The organism is Bacillota bacterium, assembly GCA_012727955.1.
Taxonomy (GTDB): Bacteria; Bacillota; Limnochordia; order DTU087; family JAAYGB01; genus JAAYGB01.
In genome coordinates, this window is the sequence record JAAYGB010000036.1 from 56,887 (window position 1) to 79,645 (window position 22,759).

22 protein-coding genes are annotated in these 22,759 nt (G+C 55.1%); 20 read left to right on the top strand and 2 right to left on the bottom strand.

From position 1 onward, the window contains the following. Window positions 1-20 precede the first annotated feature (20 nt). Window positions 21-1,019 (top strand): DNA polymerase III subunit delta, encoded by a 999-nt coding sequence (gene holA / locus GX030_06745; GenBank protein NLV92074.1) that lies wholly within the window; start codon window positions 21-23, stop codon window positions 1,017-1,019. Between the two features lie 52 nt (window positions 1,020-1,071). Here the strand turns inward: holA and rpsT are convergent, their stop codons facing one another. Continuing rightward, on the bottom strand, window positions 1,072-1,332 hold the full coding sequence (rpsT, locus tag GX030_06750; protein ID NLV92075.1) for a 30S ribosomal protein S20: 261 nt from the start codon (window positions 1,330-1,332) through the stop codon (window positions 1,072-1,074). A 148-nt stretch (window positions 1,333-1,480) separates the two neighbouring features. Here rpsT and GX030_06755 point away from each other — a divergent pair, with 148 nt between their 5' ends. The 5 genes from GX030_06755 (at window position 1,481) to GX030_06775 (ending at window position 5,976) form a co-directional block, all read left to right on the top strand. Next, window positions 1,481-1,750 (top strand): hypothetical protein, encoded by a 270-nt coding sequence (locus GX030_06755; protein ID NLV92076.1) that lies wholly within the window; start codon window positions 1,481-1,483, stop codon window positions 1,748-1,750. Window positions 1,751-1,813: 63 nt separating this feature from the next. Beyond that, a complete protein-coding gene (locus tag GX030_06760; GenBank protein ID NLV92077.1) occupies window positions 1,814-2,956 on the top strand; it encodes a GPR endopeptidase in 1,143 nt (380 codons plus the stop codon). 128 nt (window positions 2,957-3,084) lie between these two features. Next, window positions 3,085-3,606, top strand: coding sequence for a hypothetical protein (locus GX030_06765; protein NLV92078.1), 522 nt, complete (start codon window positions 3,085-3,087; stop codon window positions 3,604-3,606). A 120-nt stretch (window positions 3,607-3,726) separates the two neighbouring features. Further along, window positions 3,727-5,073: a hypothetical protein gene (locus GX030_06770; GenBank protein ID NLV92079.1), complete on the top strand. Its 1,347-nt coding sequence runs from the start codon at window positions 3,727-3,729 to the stop codon at window positions 5,071-5,073. Between the two features lie 123 nt (window positions 5,074-5,196). After that, entirely contained in the window at window positions 5,197-5,976 is a 780-nt protein-coding gene (locus GX030_06775) for a glucosamine-6-phosphate deaminase (GenBank protein ID NLV92080.1), read from the top strand. A gap of 9 nt (window positions 5,977-5,985) precedes the next feature. On the opposite strand, the gene murJ is transcribed toward GX030_06775, so the two are convergent. Continuing rightward, window positions 5,986-7,557: a murein biosynthesis integral membrane protein MurJ gene (gene murJ, locus GX030_06780; protein ID NLV92081.1), complete on the bottom strand. Its 1,572-nt coding sequence runs from the start codon at window positions 7,555-7,557 to the stop codon at window positions 5,986-5,988. Window positions 7,558-7,690: 133 nt separating this feature from the next. Here murJ and lepA point away from each other — a divergent pair, with 133 nt between their 5' ends. The 14 genes from lepA to floA all read left to right on the top strand — a co-directional run bounded on the left by lepA (window position 7,691) and on the right by floA (window position 22,759). Further along, the gene (gene lepA / locus GX030_06785; protein NLV92082.1) at window positions 7,691-9,523 is read left to right on the top strand and encodes an elongation factor 4; all 1,833 of its coding nucleotides are present in this window, start codon (window positions 7,691-7,693) and stop codon (window positions 9,521-9,523) included. A 107-nt stretch (window positions 9,524-9,630) separates the two neighbouring features. Then, window positions 9,631-10,779, top strand: coding sequence for a radical SAM family heme chaperone HemW (gene hemW / locus GX030_06790; protein NLV92083.1), 1,149 nt, complete (start codon window positions 9,631-9,633; stop codon window positions 10,777-10,779). Window positions 10,780-10,924: 145 nt separating this feature from the next. Next, entirely contained in the window at window positions 10,925-11,965 is a 1,041-nt protein-coding gene (gene hrcA / locus GX030_06795; protein ID NLV92084.1) for a heat-inducible transcription repressor HrcA, read from the top strand. A 47-nt stretch (window positions 11,966-12,012) separates the two neighbouring features. Next, complete coding sequence (grpE, locus tag GX030_06800) at window positions 12,013-12,618, top strand: nucleotide exchange factor GrpE (protein ID NLV92085.1); 606 nt, start codon at window positions 12,013-12,015, stop codon at window positions 12,616-12,618. Window positions 12,619-12,650: 32 nt separating this feature from the next. After that, entirely contained in the window at window positions 12,651-14,504 is a 1,854-nt protein-coding gene (dnaK, locus tag GX030_06805) for a molecular chaperone DnaK (GenBank protein ID NLV92086.1), read from the top strand. A gap of 130 nt (window positions 14,505-14,634) precedes the next feature. After that, the gene (gene dnaJ, locus GX030_06810; protein NLV92087.1) at window positions 14,635-15,792 is read left to right on the top strand and encodes a molecular chaperone DnaJ; all 1,158 of its coding nucleotides are present in this window, start codon (window positions 14,635-14,637) and stop codon (window positions 15,790-15,792) included. Next, a complete protein-coding gene (gene prmA / locus GX030_06815; protein ID NLV92088.1) occupies window positions 15,789-16,742 on the top strand; it encodes a 50S ribosomal protein L11 methyltransferase in 954 nt (317 codons plus the stop codon). The genes dnaJ and prmA overlap by 4 nt, the downstream gene beginning before the upstream one ends. Before the next feature lie 17 nt (window positions 16,743-16,759). Next, window positions 16,760-17,518, top strand: a complete 759-nt coding sequence (locus tag GX030_06820; protein NLV92089.1) for a 16S rRNA (uracil(1498)-N(3))-methyltransferase — start codon at window positions 16,760-16,762, stop codon at window positions 17,516-17,518. A gap of 49 nt (window positions 17,519-17,567) precedes the next feature. Then, a complete protein-coding gene (locus GX030_06825) occupies window positions 17,568-18,095 on the top strand; it encodes a metallophosphoesterase family protein (GenBank protein NLV92090.1) in 528 nt (175 codons plus the stop codon). Between the two features lie 3 nt (window positions 18,096-18,098). Then, a complete protein-coding gene (mtaB, locus tag GX030_06830) occupies window positions 18,099-19,478 on the top strand; it encodes a tRNA (N(6)-L-threonylcarbamoyladenosine(37)-C(2))-methylthiotransferase MtaB (protein ID NLV92091.1) in 1,380 nt (459 codons plus the stop codon). Between the two features lie 80 nt (window positions 19,479-19,558). Further along, window positions 19,559-19,903 carry a histidine triad nucleotide-binding protein gene (locus GX030_06835; GenBank protein ID NLV92092.1) on the top strand — a complete coding sequence of 115 codons (345 nt, stop codon included), beginning with the start codon at window positions 19,559-19,561 and terminating at the stop codon, window positions 19,901-19,903. 167 nt (window positions 19,904-20,070) lie between these two features. Beyond that, complete coding sequence (locus GX030_06840) at window positions 20,071-20,262, top strand: 30S ribosomal protein S21 (GenBank protein NLV92093.1); 192 nt, start codon at window positions 20,071-20,073, stop codon at window positions 20,260-20,262. 203 nt (window positions 20,263-20,465) lie between these two features. Beyond that, the gene (locus GX030_06845; GenBank protein NLV92094.1) at window positions 20,466-21,755 is read left to right on the top strand and encodes a nodulation protein NfeD; all 1,290 of its coding nucleotides are present in this window, start codon (window positions 20,466-20,468) and stop codon (window positions 21,753-21,755) included. Next, window positions 21,755-22,759, top strand: a complete 1,005-nt coding sequence (gene floA / locus GX030_06850; GenBank protein NLV92095.1) for a flotillin-like protein FloA — start codon at window positions 21,755-21,757, stop codon at window positions 22,757-22,759. Before GX030_06845 ends, floA begins: the two co-directional genes overlap by 1 nt.

Genomic DNA, 22,759 nt, shown 5'->3' on the forward strand with positions numbered 1-22,759 from the left:
TTGGTAGCGGGGGTATTGGGATGGATGCAAGACCGGTGACAATCATTATCTCAGAGGATACCAAGGCGGCAGCCGATAAGGCTTTTGAGATTCGCCAGGGGCTATTAACGGAAGAAAGCGACTGGAATCACAGTGAGCATGATGGTCAAGAGGCAGAGGTTGATGTCATCTTGGGTGATCTCCTCACCCCGCCCTTCATGGGGGGAACCAAGGTAGTTACCGTCAAGAGGGTCGATGGGCTTGCCGCCGACGATCTGGTGAAACTCGGCGAAACCTTGGGAGAACTGCCTCGGGGAGTATACTTTCTTGCCACGGCAGTAAAGATCGACAAGCGGGGACGATTCTACCGCAAAATCAAGGAGCTCGGGGAGTTCATCGAGCTGGATCAAATCTCCGCTGCCCAGCGTCTGGGGTGGGTGAAGAAGACTGCCGCTGAATTGGGGCTTGTGGAGCTGTCTGATTCCGCGGCGCAGATGCTCATTGAGCGCAGCGGCGGCAGCTTTACCTGGATTCAAGGGGAATTGGGGAAACTAGCCAGTTACTGCGGCAGCCTTGATAGACCAATTTCCAGCCAGGAGCTGGAGTCCCTAATCAGTGCCGGTTGGTCTGAGGTGGATTCAACGGCATCCTTCCAATTATTGGACCAAATCGCTGCGGGAAATACCAAGGGTGCCCTTGAGTTATTACACCGCCTATTGGAGTCTGGTCAACCGGCTCTGGCCCTCTTTGGGACGCTGGCGTGGCAGTATCGCATGGTGGTGGCCGCAGCCTCGCTATTTCAGGCGGGGATGTCGACGGGACAGGTTCCCCGCCGCATCACCCAAACCATGGGAATGAAGTCTTATCCCGCGGAGAAGGCCAGCCAGGTGGCTGCTCGCTTAGGAGTCAAAAATGCCTACCGGGCCTTCAACAAAATCTTCACCGCCAATTACCACAGCCGCCTGGGGGTGCACAGTCCCGAGGTAGCCCTGGAACTACTTGTGATAGAGCTGTCTCATCTTTGCGCGGCCCAAGGGTAGGCATAAAAAAACGCCCGAAACGGGCGATTTTTTTATCCTCAATTACTGGCGCTTACATGGCAGCAAACCGCTTAGTGAGGCGAGATTTCTGGTTAGCAGCTTTGTTCTTGTGGATGATTCCCTTGCTGGCTGCTTTATCTAAACTCCGAATGGCGGCGGTCAAAGCAGTCTTTGCGGCCTCCTTGTCACCGGCGGCGACTAGGGCTTCAAACCTCTTGACTGCGTTACGATAAGCAGACCGCTGGGCCCGGTTGTATGCCGTTTCTTTCTTGGTCAACCGAACTCTTTCCACAGCTGATTTGATGTTAGGCACGTCATCTCACCTCCTTGCGTTCTTAACAAATTCATGGACAAAACATATTCTAGCACGGTTTCAAGGGAATTGCAACCGCGAATAGTTTTCCCCAGTCTGCCAAAGACTAGGCCAAGGCAAGTTTTGGGATTGGGAAGGGAGATGTCCGGTGGTGAAAATGCGCCAGGAAACTAAACTGTTAGTTGGCCCGACAACCGATGAACAGCTGATCCTTCCCTTGGTCAGATATTGGGTTTGTGTAGTGCCCCTGGAATCCTTTGTTTTCATCTTCGGGCAGGCCACCTTCTTGGGCCTCGTGGTGGCAGATCTGACGGGCCCCACTGCCCAGGCTCGATTGTTGTTGCAGGACTCCTATGGATATATTAACCCAAACTCCAACTGGGAAGACCTATTGACTCAGTGGACCTTCGCGGGATAGAGGAGGCCAATCATGGCAACCCTAGCATTGGATTCATCATGCTAAGGGGTGAACTGTATGCCGATGGTATATCCCAGTGAAGAGTTTTTCCGCAAGTACAACGTCAGAACGGACTTGGCTCTCGAAGCCCATCAGGTGATTGTCGAGCAGGAGGGTCCACCGGAAATTCCCGGAGTGATCGTGGAAGAGGAAGAGGGCGACAATTACACCGTTTCCCGAATGACCATCGAAACCGACGAAGGGTCCCGGGCTATGGGAAAGGCCAAGGGCAACTACGTAACCTTGATTGCCAAGGGACTGCGACAACGGGACAAGATGGTTCAGGATGCCATTGCCCAGAAAATGGCCCAGGAGTTACAGGGCTTCTTGCAGCGCATGGGTCTAGGGGAAGAGGACCCCGTCTTGGTGGTTGGTCTTGGCAATTGGAATGCCACCCCCGATGCCCTGGGGCCTCGGGTAGTGTCTAAACTCTTAGTTACCCGCCATCTGTACCAAATGTCTCCTCCGGAACTAAGGGGAGGATTGCGTCCGGTGTCCTCGGTGGCCCCCGGGGTTCTGGGCTTGACGGGGATCGAGACCGGGGAGATTGTCCAGGGGATCGTGGAAAAATCCCGGCCGAAGGTAGTCATTTGTGTCGATGCCTTGGCTTCCAGAAGCACCGAGCGGCTTTGCACTACCATTCAAATTGCCGACACTGGTATCCACCCAGGTTCTGGAATAGGCAACAAGCGCTTGGGAATTACCGCCGAGACCATGGGAGTTCCCGTTATCGCCATTGGAGTTCCCACCGTGGTCCATGCTATTACCATTGTCTCCGACGCCCTCGATATGATCGGCAGGGAATCCCAGGTTAGTCCCACTGCTCCGGGACCGATGCATCGTTCCTCGCCACCGCCTCCCCAAAGTCCGATGCTGGATCCCAACCAGATCAATTTGCTTCAGGGCCAAGGAAACCCACCGGTGATGAGTGGCGTGGGCAATTACCAGCATGAGGTGGGTATGATGCCCTTCCAGGTTCCCATCGATGCCGCCACCAAACGAGACCTCATCCAAAGGGTTCTCACCCCTTATATGGGAACGATGGTGGTTACTCCCAAGGAAATCGATGTCCTGATTGAAGACGCAGCTCAGGTGGTGGCCGGTGGGATCAATGGTGCCTTCCATCCGGCCATAGACCAATCTGAGCTGGCCTTCTACACCCGTTAGGGCAAAGTACATTCTGTCTTGAAGGAGCTGGAGTTGCCGAAGGCATCTTTCCGGCTCCTACTTTTTGCTCTACAATGAACGAGAGGCATCATAGTGAGAGCTGCCGTAGGCAGAAGGGAGGAAGGACAGTGAGGAGTGTGCGAGAGGTTCTGCGGGAGCGATTGTCTCCAGCGGATTACCAGCGGCTGGAGGAACTGACCCAGGGTTGGCAGGAGATTCCCTTTGAGTATTATCCCGACTGCAATGCCTTTCAAACCAGTGACGAATGGGAGCTGAGCCACAGCCACTTGGGTGAGGAGGACTTGCAGTTACTCCTTCGGGCCTGCGAGGTCCTGTCTCAGTTGGGGGAAGCGGTAGATATCCCCGTATATCGGGACCAGGCACCGGAGTGGTTCACTCAAGACTTCATCTTCGATGACGGCAACAGCAGGGACAGCACTGTCGTTGGTGCCAAGTTTATTGCCTTGCTGGCAAAGAATCCTGCCTATCGAGTTGAGGCCAGGGAATTTCCTGGGGGATTGCACGTGCAGGTTACCTTTTCCTATCGCAGTGAATTGGAGTTCTCTCGGGAGCATAACAATGTTCGTCTCCTGCTAGAGTCGGCCAGAAACGTGGTTCAACGGCGTTTCTTTGGAGGTTATCGGCTCTAGTATCGGGCGCAGTGGGTCGGGGGGTCTTGGACATATTTTCTGCAGTCAACGCATAGTATATGGAGAATTTTGCTGCAGATTATGTTGCTCCCAGGTTCCATCCCCGACGAGGTGAGTGGTATGCTGCGTCAGATGCATCGACGCTGGAGATTATTTCGGTTTAGAGTCTTTGGCTTTTCCGTTGGTCGGCGAAGGGCGATCCTCAACGTCTTGGCTTTGTACGTAGTGGTGGCGATTTTGGCGGGAGCCATCGCTTACATCGGACTGCATCCCCGGGCCCTGGCTGTGATCTCCCATTGGGGTAGGCAAGGGGTGTCTTGGCTGGTTACCGATGGGTGGGAGATGTTTCCCAGGCTAGTGCAACGGATTCCCATCTCCGAAACCACGGCTCAGTCTATGTTGAAACAAGCCATTCCCCTGCTCAAGGAGCGGGAGACAGCCGGTGATGATCTGCGGATTTCCGAAGCCGCGGTCCGGGATATTCTTGCAATGGTAACCAATTATGACCTGCAGCAACCGGCGTCCTTTCTGGAGGGGCAAATCCCGGTGATCTCCGTGGCTGGCTGGCAGTTGACCTCCCGGGGTGAGGAAGATAGTCCAGGACAGCGCCCCTCAGTGCCCGCTCAGGCCCAGAAGGAAGCCCCCAATGTGACGATCACCGCGGTTCCAAGGGATCCTGAGCCCCCTTCTGTTCCCCAACAGCCCAGTGTCCCGGAACCACCCCCAGCGGTTCATGAGCCAGTGTTAGCACCAGAGGCCAGGAGGCGGGAATTTGCCAGTTTTTATCGGGATTCACGGCCGTTAGTTGGGATTTATCACACCCATACCGGGGAAACCTATCGCACCCACGACAATCTGGCGGGTAAGTCCTATGCTTGGGACAATTACAAACCCGCGGAGGGCCCCATCCCCGGCGTCGTCCAAGCTGGGGTGGTGATCGCCGAAGAGCTGAGAAACCGATACCATATTCCCGTGATCCATTCTACAAGAATCCATGATTACCCCGTCTGGTCCCGGGCCTATGCCAACTCCCTGCAGACTGCCCGAGAGATGGCCCAACAAAACAGCCAGCTGCGTCTCTTGATCGACCTGCATCGGGATGAAGGTAGAACCACCAAGGTGATCGGGGGCCGGCAGCTGGTTCAAGTGTTATTGGTGGTTGCCGCGGGAACCGAGGACTTACCCCATCCCCGCTGGCAAGAGAATCTGGAATTGGCCAAGAAGATTAACGCCAAGTTTGAGGCCCTTTATCCCGGGTTGTCCCGGGGAATTAGGATTCGCTATGACAGCAGGTTCAATCAACACCTTCATCCCGGCGCAGTATTGCTGGAGATCGGCGGGAGTGAGGATGAATTGGAACACGCCCTCAACACCGCCACCATCGTTGCCCATGTTCTCTCCGAGGTGATCTACGACGAGATGCTAGCCGATGGTAGACAGGGCTTGCCGCTACCGGGAGTGCGCTAGGCAAGTTGCCATCAGATGACACAATCTTGCAGGATTATCGAATTTGGCGCAGTAGTCTTGGATTGAGCCAAAATAAGGCCTACTTGGTAGCGGGCCCTTTTGCGGAAAGGTGAGGATAGCATCATGGTACCAACTCCAGTACGGGAGAAGAAGTATGATAACGTCACCGTCAAGATCTTTGCCAATAAGGAGGACTTGGGGCGGGCTGCTGCTGCGGCGGCAGCGGAGCACATTGCTGCCCTGCAGACCCAGGAGGATAGGGTCAATCTGATGTTCTCCACCGGGGCTTCTCAGTTTGAGTTCGTGGCGGCCCTGAAGGACCACAAGGAAATCGATTGGAGTAGGGTCAACGGCTTCCATCTCGATGAGTACATCGACATGGATGATCAACATCCCGCCAGTTTTCGGTTGTGGCTGCGGACCCGGGTGGAGGAGCCCTTCCAGCCCGGTAAGTTCTATTACATAGAGGGAGACGCCGAGGATACCGAGGCTGAGATCCAGCGCTATGCCCGCCTGCTGGAGGAAAACCCCATTGACCTGGGCTTCATTGGCATCGGGGAGAATGGGCATATCGCTTTTAATGATCCCCCGGTGGCGGACTTTGAGGATCCCAAGGCCGTGAAAGTGGTGGAATTGGATGAGGCCTGTCGGCGGCAGCAGCTGGGCGAAGGCTGGTTCCCGACCTTAGAGGACGTGCCCCGCTATGCCATCAGCCTCACGATTCCCAGCATCATGAAGTGCAAGAAGATTATTTCCGTTGTTCCCGATGGGCGCAAGGCGGAGGCAGTGAGAAAGGCTTTGGAGGGTCCGATTGAAACCGCCTGTCCCGCTTCGATTCTCCGGACCCATCCCGACGTCACCATCTTCCTTGACCAAGACTCTGCATCCTTGCTGTCAGACTAGATAAATTCCCTATTCCTTTCCAAACCTAGCTTTGAAGCGGCGGAGGAAGATGTCCAGGATTTCCTGGGCCTCTTCCATCCGCAGGCCGTAGGTGATCAGACCGTAGACGAGAACTCCCCACCCCGAGAGAACTAGAACCTGTGCTGTGGTAGCCCACCACTTACCGGCAAGGTAGGGCGTGATTATCTTGCCGGCCCATACCACTGCCAGTGCCATTACTCCGCTGGCGACCGTTGCCTTCACGATGGTGCTGACCAAGCGTCGGCCATCGATCCTTCCCAACTTACCCCTGAGGATCAGTAAGTACAAACAAAAGCTCAGTACCGCTGAAGCGGAATAGGCCAGGGCCAGAGCCCCGTGGGCCAAGCTGGTGGTGATCAGCAGGAACAAGCTCAACCCGGTATTAAGCACCATGGTGATCACCGAGATTTTCACCGGTGTCTTGGTATCCTGCAGCGAATAGTAGATCCGGGTAATAATCTGGATTCCCGATTGGGCCGCCAGCCCCAGACAGTAATAGAGTAGGGCATGGGCGGTGGCCATGGTATCGGAGGCGGTGAATTCGCCGGTTTCAAACAAAAAGCTAACCAAGGGTACCCGCAGCACTATCAGCCCCGCCGCGGAGGGAATGGTAACAAACAAGATGGACCTAAGCCCCTTGGAGAAGGTTTCTCTAAAGGCGTCCATTTGTCCCTGGGCTACCTGGCGGGTCATCGTTGGAAAATAGACCTGAGAGGTGGCCATGGCAAAGATCCCCAGGGGAAACTGCATCAGGCGGTTGGCCAGCTGGAGGGCGGTAATGGAGCCTTGGGCCAGTCCCGAAGCTAGGTTTTGGGTGATGATTTGATTGAGTTGAGTGATGGAAAGGCCCAATATAGCCGGGAGCATCAGCCGCAGCATTTGCTTAATCCCGGGATGGGATAACTGTAGGGTGGGCCGATACTGCCACTTCACTCGCAGGAGTACGGCAAATTGCAGGAGGAAGTTGGCACAGGCGCCAACTACGGTACCCACTGCCATTCCGGTGATTCCCATCCTAGGTCCCAACAGGTACGCCCCTAGAATAATGAAGAGGTTATAGATGATGGGCCCCACCACGGGAGCGATAAAGTGTTGATAGGAATTCAGTACCCCTGCCGTTAGGCCTGAGAGGGCAGTAAAAAAGACCGCGGGAAACATTACTCGCATCAGATGGATCAGCAGGAGTCTCTGGCTGCCGGTGAACTGATAGGCCACCAAAGGGGCCAGCACCGGCGCGAAGATGATTCCCAGAACAGTTAACATAATCAACAGGCCCCCGGTAACGGTCAAGAAGGTGCTGGCTACTACCCAGCCCTCCTCTTCCCGGTTCTTGGCCAGATAGCTGGTAAACACAGGAATAAAGGCCGACGATAAAGCTCCGGCAACTAAGAGAAAATACATGAGATCGGGAATAACAAAGGCGGCATTGAAGGCGTCGGTCTCTGCCGTCCGTCCAAAGACCTGGCTAGCGGCCCGCAGCCGGACAAAGCCCAGCACACGGCTGATAAAGATCAGGACCATCATCGTTCCGGCGGTACGGGTTAGTCGTTGTTGGCTCATCAGTTTGCTCCTTTCCTACGATACCAAGGGTCAAATTCTGGAGAGGAAGGCAGGAGTCCTCCACTTCTAAGGCCATGAAGGGGGGATAATTGCACAATCCGATGACTCAATGATATAATGTGCTTTGAGTCCAATGCCTGATTCGGCGAAAGAGGGAACTGTAGTGCAGCAAAGCAGAATTAGAAACTTTTGTATCATTGCCCATATCGACCACGGTAAGTCCACCTTGGCGGACCGCCTGTTGGAAAACACCAAGACCGTCTCGGAGCGAAAAATGACGGAGCAGGTGCTCGACTCCATGGATTTGGAGCGGGAGCGGGGAATTACCATCAAGCTCCAGGCGGTGCGGATGGAATACCGGGCCCAGGATGGAAATGAATATATCCTTAATTTGATCGATACGCCCGGCCACGTGGATTTTTCCTACGAGGTCTCCCGCAGTCTAGCCGCCTGTGAGGGTGCACTTCTTGTTGTCGATGCCTCTCAAGGGATTGAGGCCCAGACCTTGGCCAATTTGTATATGGCCATTGAACACGACTTAGAGATTATTCCGGTGATTAACAAGATTGATCTGCCTAACGCGGATCCGGAGCGGGTCAAGCGGGAGTTGGAGGAGTCCATCGGTCTTGATGCCAGTAACGCTATTTTGGCCAGTGCCAAGACGGGAGAAGGGACTATGGAGATCCTCGAGGCCATCGTCCGGGACATTCCGCCTCCGACGGGCGATCCCGATTTGCCCACCCGAGCCCTGATCTTTGACTCCCACTTCAATGCCTACAAGGGTGCAGTGGCCTACGTTCGGGTGGTGGAGGGTCGGCTCCGAGTCGGCGATGAGATCATTATGATGTCCAGTGACCGGAGATTTGAAATCACCGACTTGGGCGTTTTCACCCCAACCATGGTTCCCGTTGATGAACTGGGACCGGGGGAAGTGGGCTGTGTGATGGCCAGTATGAAGCAGGTACGGGATTGTCGTGTCGGCGATACCATCACCTGTGCCCAGCGGCCAGCCTCAGAACCCTTGCCCGGTTACCAGAAGGCCGTACCGATGGTGTATTGCGGGTTGTATCCCGTAGATAATGACGCCTATCCTGACCTGCGAGACGCCTTGGAACGGCTGCAGCTCAATGACGCGGCCTTGTCCTTTGAACCGGAAAGCTCGGCAGCCTTGGGCTTTGGATTTCGGTGTGGGTTCCTGGGACTATTACACATGGACATTATTCAGGAACGCTTGGAGCGAGAATTTGATATCGCGCTGATTGCCACCGCTCCCAGTGTTGAGTATCGGGTGACCACCACCGATGGCAGCGTCCGCCTGATTGAAAACCCCGCGGATTTCCCGGAGCAGAACGAGATCGAACTTATTGAGGAACCCTTTGTCGAGGCCTCGATTGTGGTGCCGGAACAATGGGTCGGAGCCATTATGGAGCTGTGTCAGAACAAGCGGGGGATATTCAGCAACATGGAGTACTTGACTCCCGAGCGAACCCGTTTGGTGTACGAGTTACCCTTGAGCGAGATTCTGCTGGAGTTTTTCGACCAACTGAAGTCTCGCACTAAAGGCTATGCCTCTTTGGACTATGAGTTTATCGGGTACAAGCCAGCTAAACTGGTGAAACTGGATGTGCTGCTGAATGGCGAACCGGTGGATGCTCTCAGCTGTATTGTCCACCGAGACTATGCCGCCAGCCGAGGGCGACAATTAGCCCGCAAGTTGAAGGAAGTTATCCCGCGGCAGATGTTTGAGGTACCCATCCAAGCAGCCATTGGGCGGAAGATTGTTGCCCGGGAGACCATTCGAGCTGCTCGCAAAGACGTTTTGGCCAAGTGCTACGGCGGAGACGTCACTCGGAAACGAAAGCTCTTGGAGCGGCAAAAGGAAGGTAAGAAACGGATGAAACAACTGGGCCGAGTCGAGGTTCCCCAGGAGGCCTTCTTGGCAGTGCTCAGTGTGGAGGATGACTAGGTTCACCAGATTATTGCACAAGGATCGTGGCCCTTGGGTGTTTCCCATGGGCCATCGTTGTCTTAGTGGGGAGTTGTTGATTTTTGCAGATAAGGGAGCAAACCCGTATGGTGGAATCCATTGGGATTTATGTTCACTTTCCCTTTTGCGAGAGAAAGTGTTGGTACTGCGATTTTGTCTCCTACGGACGGGACTCGGGGCTGCACAGTCTCATCCCCCGATACGTTGAGACCCTGTGTCGAGAGATTAAGTTGTGGGGGGAAAAGATAGACTCCCTTCCGGTGACCAGCCTGTTCTTCGGTGGGGGTACACCAACCTTGGTGCCGGCCAGGGAACTGGAATCGGTGTTGGAGACTATCGACAAATCCTTCACCCTGGCCGCCGATGCAGAGGTTACCATCGAAGCTAACCCCGGGACGGTCTCTCCAAGCCTATTGGGAGATTTGCGGGCAATGGGGATCAATCGCCTCAGTCTGGGGATTCAAAGCTTTGATGATCAGGTTCTCAAGAGGCTCGGCAGGGGGCATACCGCTCTTCAGGGATTAGAGGCCTGTAACTGGGCCAGAGCTCAAGGGTTTTCCAATCTCAGTCTCGATCTGATGTTTGCTGTGCCGGGGCAGAATCTGGAAAGCTGGGAAGAGACCCTGGCAATCACCACCGAGCTGGCGCCGGAGCATGTGTCGGCCTACAGCCTTATCGTCGAGGAGGATACTCCCTATGGCCAGTGGTGCCAGCAGGGACTCTTGGATGTGCCCTCAGAGGATCTGTGGGCTGACATGATGGAACTTACCGAGGCCCGGTTGGCCTCCGCCGGTCTTGAACGATATGAGATCTCCAATTACGCTCGCCGGGGCTTTGAGTCCCGGCACAACCAAATCTACTGGCGCAATGGACCCTATCTTGGCTTTGGCGCCGGCGCCCACTCCTACTGGCAGCAGCGGCGCTGGGCCAATACCTCCGATGTTACCCGGTATATTAGGGACTTTGCGGTGACGGGAGCGCCCGTTGCTGGGGAAGAGACCCTGGATCTGCCGGGGCAGATGGGGGAAACGGTGATGCTGGGGCTGCGGTTGCTGCGGGGAGTGGACCTTGCAGAGTTTCGCCGCCGCTTTGGGCGGGACTTGTTGGAGGTCTATGCCGAGACGGTGGAGGAGTTAGTGGAGTTGGGGTTGGTTGAGGTTACCCCTGACGGATATCTTCGGCTCACAGCTCGGGGATTGGAATTGGCCAACCAGGTGATGGCCAGGTTTGTTTAGGTTGTCTTGACAAAGACAGGGCTCAGTGGTATGTTATCACTAGGTGTTAGCACTCATCGGGGATGAGTGCTAATCCCGCAGAGGCTGAGTAACAAAGGGTTTAGCCATCCATCTCTTGGTGGCGAATGAAAATGGGGTGAGAAAGATGAAAGAACGGAAAAGGCGGATTTTGCAGGCGATCACCGATGATTACATCGCTTATGCAGAACCTGTTGGCTCCCGTACCTTGGCAAAGAAGTATCGCTTGGGTGTAAGCCCTGCCACCATTCGCAATGAGATGGCTGATCTGGAGGAAGGCGGGTATCTGCGGCAACCCCATACCTCTGCCGGTCGGATCCCCTCCGACAAGGGATATCGCTATTATGTTGATGTATTAATGATTCCTGAGGTCATTTCTGACGAACAGCGGAATGTCCTGCGGCAGGAGATTTTGCGGAAGCAGTATGCCATTGAAGAGATGATTCGTCATGCTTCACGATTACTTGCCCTCTTGACCAATGAAATTGCCATTGTTGTCGCCCCCAGTTTGTCTAATTCGACCTTTCGCCATATCCAATATATCCCCATCGATCCGATGAGCGTTCTAGTTATTCTCGTGGTGGATCCGGGATTTGTCCAGAACAGCTTGGTGCAGCTGGGAGGTCCCATCTCTCCCGTGGAACTGGAGCGAATCAATCATCATTGTAATCGCTTGATGCAAGGGATCTGCCTCAGTGACATTGGCCAGTCCTTGGTGAAGGATCTAAAGCAGGTAATCGAAGACGGCGCTTTATTTGAAGCTACCCTGGAGTTGGTCTACCGGGGACTAGCCAAGAAGACTACGGATCGAGCCTTTGTTGAGGGATCGGTGAATTTGCTGGCTCAGCCGGAATTTCGCGATGTCGAAAAGCTGCGGGTGCTGCTGGAAGTTTTGGAAAACACCGATGTGATCATGGATGCCATCGGCTCATCTTCGACATCGGGGGTTCGGGCCCAAATCGGGGTAGAGAACCAGCTGGATGAACTCAGTGACTGTTCTATTGTCAGTACCACTTACAGTATTATTTACGATGTTGTCGGAGCTATTGGGATTCTCGGCCCTACGCGGATGGACTATGGGAAGGTGTTTGCGACGGTGGAGTACATGGCGGAGGCTCTCAGTGAGCTGCTGTCCGAGGGCCCCGGGAGCGGATGGAGCGTGGGGTAAGGTAGCGGGCAGGTCAGACAACGTTGGGAAGGGATGTGCCAGTAGGAATGACGGAAGAAGTCAAGGCCCAAGAAACTAGCGCGCAAGAAACTGATGCCACTGTCCAGGAGCAGCGGATGGAAGATACGTCGGAGCCCACCGAAGATACAGCCTGTGACCAGGAACTTGGCCCTGAAGAGCTTCAGGCTCTGGTGGAGGCTCAAAGGGAGCAAATTGACCGTCTCCAGCAAGAGTCTGCAGCCCTCAAGGATCGGCTCCTGAGGTTGCAGGCGGATTTTGATAACTTCCGACGGCGAAGCCGCGAGGAAGTAACCCGAGCCGGTGACCAGGCCAACGAGCGGTTTTTCCTGGAGCTTCTCCCTGTGGTGGATAATCTAGAACGGGCCGTAGCCGCGGGCGAGGAGTCCCAGGGCAGTGGGATGGTGGCCGGTGTTCAAATGGTACTTAAACAACTGCAGGATCTTCTGGCCCGGTGGGAAGTTCAGCCAATTCCCGCAGTGGGGGAAGCCTTTGATCCCAGGCTGCACGAGGCAATCATGCAGGTTGAAGCTGAAGACGAAACCGAGAGCGGTACCATTGTGGAGCAACTGCAAAAAGGGTACACCTTCAAGGATAAGACCCTGCGTGCTAGTCTGGTACATGTAGCAAAATAGGATTGTGGAAGTTAAGCAGGAGGAGATGTAATATGGGAAAGATCATTGGCATAGACTTGGGAACCACAAATTCCTGTGTGGCAGTTATGGAGGGTGGAGAACCCATCGTTATTCCCAGTACCGAGGGTAGTCGGACGACTCCTTCGGTTGTTGCCTTTTCTAAGTCTGGAGAACTCTTAGTTGGTCAAGTCGCCAAGCGCCAGGCGATTACCAATCCCGATAATACAGTCATTTCTATCAAGCGGCATATGGGTACCGACTACAAGGCCCAGATCGACGGTAAGGATTATACCCCCCAAGAGCTGTCCGCCCTGATCCTTCGCAAGCTCAAAGAGGACGCGGAAGCATATCTTGGTGAGGAGGTTACCCAGGCGGTAATCACCGTTCCTGCCTACTTCACCGACGCGCAGCGGCAGGCAACCAAGGATGCCGGGCGGATTGCCGGTCTGGAAGTGATGCGGATTATTAACGAGCCGACGGCGGCTTCCCTGGCCTATGGTCTGGACAAAGAAGATGAGCAGACCATTTTGGTCTTTGACCTTGGCGGCGGTACCTTTGACGTTTCCATTCTGGAGCTGGGCGATGGTGTCTTTGAAGTACTGGCCACCAGCGGTAACAACCGCCTCGGCGGCGATGACTTCGACCAACGGCTGATGGACTATCTGATCAGCGAGTTCCGCAAGGAGCATGGGATCGATCTCAGCAAGGATCGGATGGCTGTACAGCGCTTGAAGGAAGCCGCTGAGAAGGCAAAAATCGAATTGTCCAGTCTGCAAACGACGAATATCAACCTCCCCTTCATCAGCGCCGGCGCCGATGGTCCCCTCCATTTGGATATGAATATCACCCGGGCAAAGTTTAACGAACTGACGGAGGATCTGGTTGAGGCAACGATGGGACCCACTCAAAGGGCCTTGGAAGATGCCGGGCTATCCCCCAGTGATATCGATAAGATCCTGCTGGTCGGTGGCTCCACCCGGATCGTCGCGGTCCAGGAAGCCATTGCCCGCAAGCTGGGCAAAGAACCCTCCAAGGGAGTGAATCCCGATGAGTGCGTGGCTTTAGGTGCGGCCATTCAAGGCGGTGTCTTGGCCGGTGAAGTGAGCGACATTGTCCTCCTGGATGTGACTCCGCTATCTTTGGGTATCGAAACCTTGGGTGGAGTATTTACTCGCCTCATCGAGCGAAATACCACCATTCCGACGAAGAAGACCCAGATCTTTAGCACCGCAGCCGATAACCAGACCGCGGTGGATATCCACGTTCTACAGGGGGAACGGCCGATGGCCGCGGATAACGTCACCTTGGGTCGCTTCCAACTGACGGGAATTCCTCCGGCACCCCGGGGTGTGCCTCAAATCGAGGTTACCTTCGACATTGATGCCAACGGTATCGTCAACGTTTCCGCCAAGGACCTGGGAACCGGTAAGGAACAGAAGGTTACCTTGACTGCCTCCAGCGGTCTGTCGGAAAGTGACATCGAGCGGATGGTTCAGGATGCCGAGAAGTTTGCTGAAGAGGACAAGAAGCGTAAGGAGCTCGTTGAGGCCCGCAACCAGGCCGACAACTTGATCTACACCATCGACAAGACCCTGAAGGATCTGGGAGATCAGGTTACCGCCGACGAGAAGGCGAAGATTGAGGCAGCCAAGTCTGATCTCCAGAAGGTTCTGGATAGCGACGACATCCAGCAAATCCAGGATAAGACCGAGGCCTTAAGTGCCCACTTACACACGGTATCCCAGAGGATTTATTCCCAGGCGCAAGGATCTCAGGGTGCTGCCAATGCCGGGGCGCAAGGCGAGACCGGTGGTGCCACCTCCGGCGGCGATGACAATGTGGTAGATGCCGACTACACCGTCGTCGATGACGAAGAGGAGAAATAATCCTGCATGCTGAATTGGTTCCAGGTGCTGATGGCGAAAATGCAGGGACGAGAGCGGGACAAGGAGATGAGAGACCGCGGTCGCGGTCTCCTCTCCTTGTCTGGCATTGTGGTGGAAGGCGGTGTGTCTTGTGGCAAAACGAGACTATTATGAAGTGCTAGGGGTAGATCGTTCTGCCGGCCCCGATGAAATTAAAAAGGCCTATCGGAGGTTGGCTCGTAAGTATCATCCCGACGTCAATCGAGATGATCCCGATGCTGAGGAGAAATTCAAAGAGGCCACAGAGGCCTATAAGGTGCTCAGTGATGAGCAAGCTAGAGCTAGATATGATCAGTTTGGCCATGCGGCCTTTGACAACAACGGTGCCGGTGGCGCCGGTGGTTTTGACTTTGGTGGCTTCGGTGGCTTTGACGATTTGGGAGACATCTTCGACATGTTCTTTGGCGGCGGGATGGGAACTCGCCGGCAACGCAGCGGCCCCACCAGGGGTGCAGATCTGCGCTATGATTTGGAGATAGATTTCGTTGAAGCGGCCTTTGGTACCGAGGTAGATATTGAGGTTCCTAGAACCGAGACCTGTCCCCGCTGTCACGGCAATAAGGCGGAACCGGGCACTCCCATCGATACTTGTTCCCATTGCCATGGCACCGGTGAGATTCGAGCTGCACAGCAGACTGCCTTTGGGCAGTTTGTCAACGTTCGCCCCTGTCCCACCTGTCATGGTGAAGGTTCCACGGTACGGACCCCCTGTTCCGAGTGTCACGGCAACGGCAGGGTGCGGCGAACTCGGAAGATTCAAGTCAAGATTCCCGCGGGAATCGACGATGGCTATCGGATTCGAGTATCCGGTGAAGGGGAAGCTGGTACTCGAGGTGGCCCCAACGGAGACCTTTACGTTTTCGTTAGCGTCAGACCCCATGAGCTTTTTGAACGTCGAGGTAATGACATCTACCTAGAGGTGCCCATCAGTTTTGCCCAGGCAGCTTTGGGCGATGAGATAGAAGTTCCCACTCTAGATGGGAAGGTAAAACTCAGAATTCCGGAAGGCACTCAAACAGGAACGTCCTTCCGTCTGCGGGGAAAGGGAATTCCCCACGTCCGGGGTTATGGTCGCGGAGACGAACATGTTCGGGTCAAGGTAGTTACCCCGAGAAACCTCTCGCCGAAACAGCGGGAGGCCGTTCGTAAGCTGGCAGAAAGCCTGGGCGAAGACGTCAAGGAACAGGAAAAGGGGTTCTTTGAGAAAATCAGGGATGCCTTTGACGGATTAGGGAGGCATGCCCATTGAAATGGGTAGAGGTATCGGTGCACACAACGTCGGAAGCGTCGGATGCGGTGGCCAGCAAGCTGCTGTCTTACCAGGAATTGTGTGGAGACTATCCCGCGGGGGGAGTCTCCATCGAGGATTCCCAAGCCCTGGCCGCCAAGGCCAAGCGGTTGGTGTGGGATGAAGTAGTGGAGCTTCCCCAAGGGTTAGCAGACACCGGAGTGGTGGTGCGGGCCTACTTTCCACCGGCGGTGGTGACTCCGAGATGGTTGGAGGAGCTGCAGGCCTGGCTTGACCAACTGCCGGAATTTGGTCTCGACGCGGAAGGGACAAAATTAAAGCTCAAGGCGGTACAGACGGAGGATTGGGCCCATGCCTGGAAGGCCCACTTTCATCGGCAGGCCATCGGTAATAGGTTAGTGATCCTTCCTTCCTGGGAAGAATATACTCCCGGTCCCCAAGAGTGTGTTATTACCTTGGATCCGGGAATGGCCTTTGGCACCGGTACCCATCCCACTACGGTATTGTGTCTTGAGGCCTTGGAACAATGGATCACCCCCGGGGATGTAGTCTTTGATGTCGGTACGGGATCGGGGATCTTGGCCATTGCCGCGGCTAAGCTGGGGGCAAGACAGGTTACCGCGGTGGACATTGATCCCGTCGCCGCTGAAGCGGCCCAAGCCAACGTCACTGGTAACGACGTTGCCGATATCGTTACAGTTCGGCAAGGGGTAGTTACCGATATTGCCGGCCAAGGGGATCTAGTCTTGGCGAATATCATCGCTAAGGTGATTATCGGGATTGCTCCAGAGCTGTATCACCGGGTCAAACCCGGGGGCATGCTGCTGGCCTCGGGAATTATCGCGGACAAAGAAGCGGCGGTGGTCGCAGCCCTAGTTGACGTGGGATTTACGATTATCCAGCGAACCACCAAAGAAGAATGGGTATGTTTGGCGGTCCGTCGCCCCTAAGGAGTCGAAGCTAACCGATGCGATTTTTCGTTAGTCAAGACAACATCACCGAGGAGCAAGTGATTATCACCGGTGAGGATTTGAAACATATGAAGGTGTTGCGGTTGGAGCCCGGTGATATCATCGAGGTCTGTGACGGGCAAGGATGGGACTATTCCTGTCGCTTGCTGGAGATCACCGGAGATCGAGCTCTGGCCGCTATCGTCACTAAAGGGGAGAATCGGGCAGAGCCAAAGGTAAGAATTACCCTGTACCAGGGATTGCCCAAATCCGATAAGATGGATCTGATTGTCCAGAAGTGTACGGAAATTGGAGTGGCAAGAATCGTCCCGGTGACTACCCAGCGTACCGTTGTCCAACTGAACGCCAAAAAAGCGCAGCAGCGTCGGGAACGGTGGGAGCGGATCGCAACGGCTGCTGCCAAACAAAGCGGTCGGGGCAGAATCCCACAGGTGGGCCCGGTGATGTCCTGGCAGGCGGCCTTGACCGATGCCCAGGAGCTGCGAAGCCAAGTGGGCTCTGAGCGCTTTGGCGCGGTGATTCCCTACGAACTGGAGAATACAGTGTTTGTCGGGACGGTGTTTCGTCGGTGGCGGGAGCAGGCGGTTCTTGAGGTGGCGATTTTTATCGGGCCGGAGGGCGGCTTTGCCGAAGAGGAAGTGACCCAGGCCCAGGACATCGGAGCCCACAGCGTATCCTTGGGACCTAGGATTTTGCGAACGGAAACAGCGGGTTTGATTACCGCCGGATGCCTGTTGTATGAGATGGAACAATAACTGAACCCGGGCCATTGGTTAGCCGGTGCAAAGGTAAGGTGTGATCCTGGTGAAGGTTGGACTGATTTCCGATACCCATATTCCCTATCGAGCTAGGCACTTACCGAAGGAGATTTTCACCCTCTTTTCTCAAGTGGACCTAATCTTGCACGCGGGTGATCTGCTGGAGCTGTCGGTAATTGGAGACCTGTCGGTTTTGGCCCCGGTGGAGGCCGTGGCGGGAAACGTCGATTCCTTCGAAGTCAGAGCCAAATTGCCCCGGCGGCGATTACTACAACTGGAGGACGCAGCCGTGGGCCTAATCCACGGTGATGGCTCCGGTTACGACACTCCCGGACGGGCCTTGCGAGCCTTTCCCGATGCGGACTGTGTAGTTTTTGGGCATTCCCACCGCCCGATGATTGAGATCAGAGGCGGCAAGCTGTTGGTCAATCCCGGTTCTGCCTGTGATCCTCGGACGATGCCGGAACCCACCGTCGGTTTCTTATATATTGAGGCCGACGGGATGCGGGCTGAGATTGTGGGACTTCATTCTGGCCAGGTGACCCAAGGTCCATGGCATAAATATGGTGGTTAAGACATGAAGCAAGAATTGAGCAGTCAACGGGTGGCCTTTTACACCCTAGGCTGCAAAGTAAACCAATATGATACCGAAGCAGTAGCGGAGCTCTTTGCCCGCGAGGGTTGGCAGATTGTAGAATTTTCCGAGCCCGCGGATGTATATATAATCAATACCTGTACCGTCACCAATATGGGCGATAGAAAATCCCGGCAGATTATTCGCCGGGCGGTGCGGCAAAATCCCGAGGCCGCGGTGGTGGTGATGGGATGCTATGCCCAGGTGGCCCCCGGGGAAGTGGCAGAGATTGAGGGCGTGGACTTGGTGGTCGGGACCAATGAGCGAGGACGATTGGTGGATCTAGTTCGGGAGTTTACCACCAGCGGCAAGCGGCAGTTTGTTGTCAACGATATCTTTCAGACCATAGAGTTTGAAGATCTGCCTATTACCCAGTTCAAGGGGAGAACCAGGGCAACGATTAAGATTCAAGAGGGCTGCAATGAGTTTTGTAGTTACTGCAAGATCCCCTATGCTCGGGGACGGAGTCGCTCTCGTCCCTTAGAATCCGTTGTGGCCGAGGTCAAACGCCTGGAGGCCGCGGGGTTTTCCGAGGTGGTTCTGACTGGAATTCACTTGGGAGCATATGGCCGGGATTTGGACGGGAAACTAGAGCTAGCCGATGTCCTGTCCGCGGTGGCCCAATCCACGGAGATCCCCCGTATTCGGATCAGTTCCATTGATCCCCATGAAGTCACTCCTAGATTTATTCAGGTGATGGAGGAACACCCCAACATCTGTCGGCATCTGCATATCCCTCTTCAGGGGGGACACGACGAGATTCTGCGAGCAATGCGCCGGCGATACACCCTCGCGGAGTATCAAAGAACAGTGGAGCAACTGCGAGAGGTATTTCCCGAGATTGCTCTGACCACCGATATTATCGTGGGGTTTCCCGGGGAGACGGAGGATCAGTTCGCCTCCAGTCTGCAGTTCGTTGAGGCCATGGGCTTTAGTCGGTTACATGTCTTTCGGTACTCCCGCCGCTCAGGGACCCCGGCAGCCAAGCTAGCCAATCAGGTGTCGGTGGCTGAGAAACAGGAGCGCAGCCAGCGAATGCTGGAGTTGGGCCAGCGCCTGGCTCTGAGATATCACGAGGGATTCTTGCAGCGATCGTTGCCGGTGCTCTTTGAGGAGCCCGCGTCGGAGGAAACAGTGGCGGTGGCTGTGGGCTCTACTCCCACCCTTGCTCCCGATGAGCAGCTGTGGGAGGGCCTGACCGACAACTACATTCGGGTACTCGCGCCGGCAGCAGGGGATGTGTCGGGCCGGATCCTCCCGGTACGGCTTCAGGGCGCTTCGGAGGATCTGATGGTGGGGCAAATCGAGAAAAATAGCCAATAATTACCGATTTCCCGCAGGACAGAGTCCTTCGGTGGCGAATCTAAGTAGAGTAAGAGTCCGCCGGGGAGGAGGTGGAGTCGTTGTCGGAGTGCATTTTCTGTAAGATCTTGGCCAAAGAGATCCCAACTGAAGTGCTGTATGAGGACGATTTGGTGATGGCTTTTCCCGACGTATCGCCTCAGGCACCGGAACACATCCTCATTATACCCAAGAAGCATATTCCCTCCCTCGCCGACCTGTCACCGGAAGACGAAGGGGTGATGGGACGCATCGTTAGTGTGGCTAATCGGCTGGCACAGGAGAAGGGATTTGCCCAAGAGGGATACCGGCTAGTGGCTAATTGTGGGAAGCAGGCAGGTCAAACGGTCTTCCACATCCATTTTCATCTGCTGGGTGGCAGGGACTTTGGTTGGCCACCGGGTTGAACCGGGGATGGATGTAGGGCCGAAGAGATTGACACTGCTTAGACTTTCAGAGTATAATCAACTCATATGTTTGTGGTGTTGTTCCTGTCAACTCAAGACTACAGATGTTTGGTTTGGCGTAGGCAGGAGTAGCCCCTCTAATGTAGGTGTTGGAGGGAGGGAGATGGATGCCGGAGGTTCGGGTTGGTAAAGACGAATCCCTCGATCGCGCTCTACGCCGTTTCAAGCAGCAATGTCGTCGCAGCGGCGTTCTTAGAGATGCTCGCAAGCATGAGGTCTATGAGAAGCCTAGTGTCAGACGCAAGAAAAAGTCTGAGGCTGCTCGCAGAAGAGCAAGCAGAGCTAGAAGATTTGGTTAAAATCTGATACGAGAATAACTAACCCACCGCCTTGGTTGCGGTGGGTTTTGCGCGTATGGCCGAATCAGCCAGGAATTCTCGGGGCGAAGTTGAAGAGGTTGCATGAACCGAAGCGGATGGGGAAAGTAGGATAGTAGGAGAGGTGACAGGGTAGAACGCTGCGAAGGGAGGCGAAAAATCTGCGTCCAAGAGGATATCAATTGTTGATCGCTGTCATAACACTGCTGGTATTGTTGTCTACCAACGCAGCCTTGGCTGGTCAGTTGGTCTATGGTTTGCGACTGGAGGGAACTATTGAGCCGGGGCTTGCGGCCTTTGTGAACCGCGGAATGACCGAGGCCCGACAGAACCAGGCTGCGGCCATCCTGATTGAATTAAACACCTTTGGTGGTCGGGTTGATGCCGCAACGGAGATTCGAGACTTGATCATGGCATCCCCGGTACCGGTAATTGCCTATGTGACGGAACGGGCCTGGTCCGCCGGGGCATTAATTGCTACTGCCTCACATCATCTCTACATGGCCCCCGGTAGCAGTATCGGCGCAGCAGAACCCAGACCCGCGGAGGAAAAAACCGTTGCCGCCCTGCGTTCGGAATTTGTCGCTACTGCCCAGGGGCGGGATAGGGATCCCCAGATGGCTGCTGCTATGGTGGATAAGGATGTGGTCATCCCCGGTGTCGTGGAAGCCGGGAAAATCCTCAGCTTGCCTGCGAAGGACGCGGTGGAGTTTGGCTATGCCGATGGCTTAGCAACCAGCCGCCGGGAGGTTTTGGCGGCGGTGGATTTAGCAGAAACCGACATCACCTGGGTTGAGCTGACCTGGGCTGAGCGGTTGGCCCGGTTTGTCACGGAGCCAACGGTCAGTTCCTTGCTTTTGACCATTGGCTTTTTGGGGATCTTATTGGAGCTTTTCACCGCGGGCTTTGGGCTAACGGGGATTATCGGGCTGATTTCCCTGGGACTCTTCTTCGGTGGTCGGATCATCGCCGGCTTGGCCGGGGCCGAAGTGATTGTCCTGTTTGTCAGCGGTCTTGTGCTATTGGCCATTGAACTGGGGGTGCCCGGCGGGGTCTTCGGAGTGGCAGGAATCCTGGCGATTATCACCAGTATCATCCTGAGCTACTCCAGTGCTAGGGCGGCAGCCTATTCTCTCACAGTAGCCGTCGTTCTCACAATTATCTTGTTCTGGTGGTTGTCTCGCTATTTTAAGAAGTCAAATACCTGGGGTAAATTGATTCTCAAGGCAGAGCAGACAAAGACCCAAGGGTATGTAGGAACCAAGGCGAACCCCGATCTTGTGGGTAAACAGGGAATCACCCTGACTGCCTGTCGCCCCGGGGGCACGGTTTTGATTGACGATGTTCGTTATGATGCCATCACCCAAGGCGAATACCTTGGGGCCGATGTCCCGGTAGAAGTAATTGGTCGCTCCGGTGCTCAAGTTGTGATCCGCCAGATTCACCAGCCTACAGATGAAGGGAAGGGTGTTTAGTGGAACTCTTTGCGTTTCTCCCCCTGATTGTGATTATCGTTGGCTTGTTGGTGTTGTTGAACTTTGTTCCCCTGGGCCTGTGGATTTCCGCCTTGGCCGCGGGAGTTAATATCAGTATCTTCAACTTGATTGGGATGCGTTTGCGGCGGGTACCGGCTAGGGCCATTGTCTTGCCTCTGATTAAGTCCACGAAGGCTGGCCTGCCCGATATCACCATCGACCGCCTAGAGGCCCATTACTTGGCCGGTGGTAACGTAGACATTGTTGTCGATGCTCTGATTGCCGCCCAGCGAGCGGAAATTGACCTGGGCTTTGAGCGAGCCGCGGCCATTGATTTGGCTGGCAGGAATGTGCTTGAGGCCGTGCAAATGAGCGTCAACCCTCGAGTGATCGAAACTCCAGTGATCTCTGCCGTTGCCAAGGATGGCATCGAACTCAAGGCCAAGGCCCGGGTCACCGTCCGAGCCAACATCGATCGCTTGGTGGGTGGTGCCGGGGAGCCAACGATTATTGCCCGAGTTGGTGAGGGAGTTGTCACTACCGTTGGCTCTTCAGAGAGTCACAAGGATGTCTTGGAGAATCCAGACTTGATTTCCAAACGGATCCTGGAGAAGGGATTAGATGCCGGTACGGCCTTTGAGATTCTGTCTATTGACATTGCCGACGTTGATGTCGGGCGAAACATCGGCGCGAAATTGGAGATGGAACAGGCTGAGGCCGACAAGAATATCGCGCAGGCCAAGGCCGCCGAAAGGAGATTTGCCGCCCAAGCCCGGGAACAGGAGATGAAGGCACGGGTGCAGGAAATGCGGGCGTTGGTGGTGGAATCCGAAGCCGAGGTTCCCAAGGCCCTAGCCCAGGCCCTTAAGGAAGGCAAGATGGGTGTGATGGATTACTACAGCCTACGGAACTTGCTAGCTGATACCGGGATGCGAGAAGCCATTTCCCGCAGTTCTGATCCAGCCCACCAATCCGAGGGTGATGATGCCGGTAAGACCCGCTAA

Coding starts and splice junctions, on each gene's coding strand:
- GX030_06840 (NLV92093.1), top strand. CDS start 20,071: ATGCCGGAGGTTCGGGTTGGTAAAGACGAATCCCTCGATCGCGCTCTA.
- GX030_06820 (NLV92089.1), top strand. CDS start 16,760: ATGCGATTTTTCGTTAGTCAAGACAACATCACCGAGGAGCAAGTGATT.
- GX030_06775 (NLV92080.1), top strand. CDS start 5,197: ATGGTACCAACTCCAGTACGGGAGAAGAAGTATGATAACGTCACCGTC.
- holA (NLV92074.1), top strand. CDS start 21: ATGGATGCAAGACCGGTGACAATCATTATCTCAGAGGATACCAAGGCG.
- hrcA (NLV92084.1), top strand. CDS start 10,925: ATGAAAGAACGGAAAAGGCGGATTTTGCAGGCGATCACCGATGATTAC.
- dnaK (NLV92086.1), top strand. CDS start 12,651: ATGGGAAAGATCATTGGCATAGACTTGGGAACCACAAATTCCTGTGTG.
- lepA (NLV92082.1), top strand. CDS start 7,691: ATGCCTGATTCGGCGAAAGAGGGAACTGTAGTGCAGCAAAGCAGAATT.
- GX030_06760 (NLV92077.1), top strand. CDS start 1,814: ATGGTATATCCCAGTGAAGAGTTTTTCCGCAAGTACAACGTCAGAACG.
- murJ (NLV92081.1), bottom strand. CDS start 7,557: ATGAGCCAACAACGACTAACCCGTACCGCCGGAACGATGATGGTCCTG.
- hemW (NLV92083.1), top strand. CDS start 9,631: ATGGTGGAATCCATTGGGATTTATGTTCACTTTCCCTTTTGCGAGAGA.
- mtaB (NLV92091.1), top strand. CDS start 18,099: ATGAAGCAAGAATTGAGCAGTCAACGGGTGGCCTTTTACACCCTAGGC.
- GX030_06770 (NLV92079.1), top strand. CDS start 3,727: ATGCTGCGTCAGATGCATCGACGCTGGAGATTATTTCGGTTTAGAGTC.
- grpE (NLV92085.1), top strand. CDS start 12,013: ATGACGGAAGAAGTCAAGGCCCAAGAAACTAGCGCGCAAGAAACTGAT.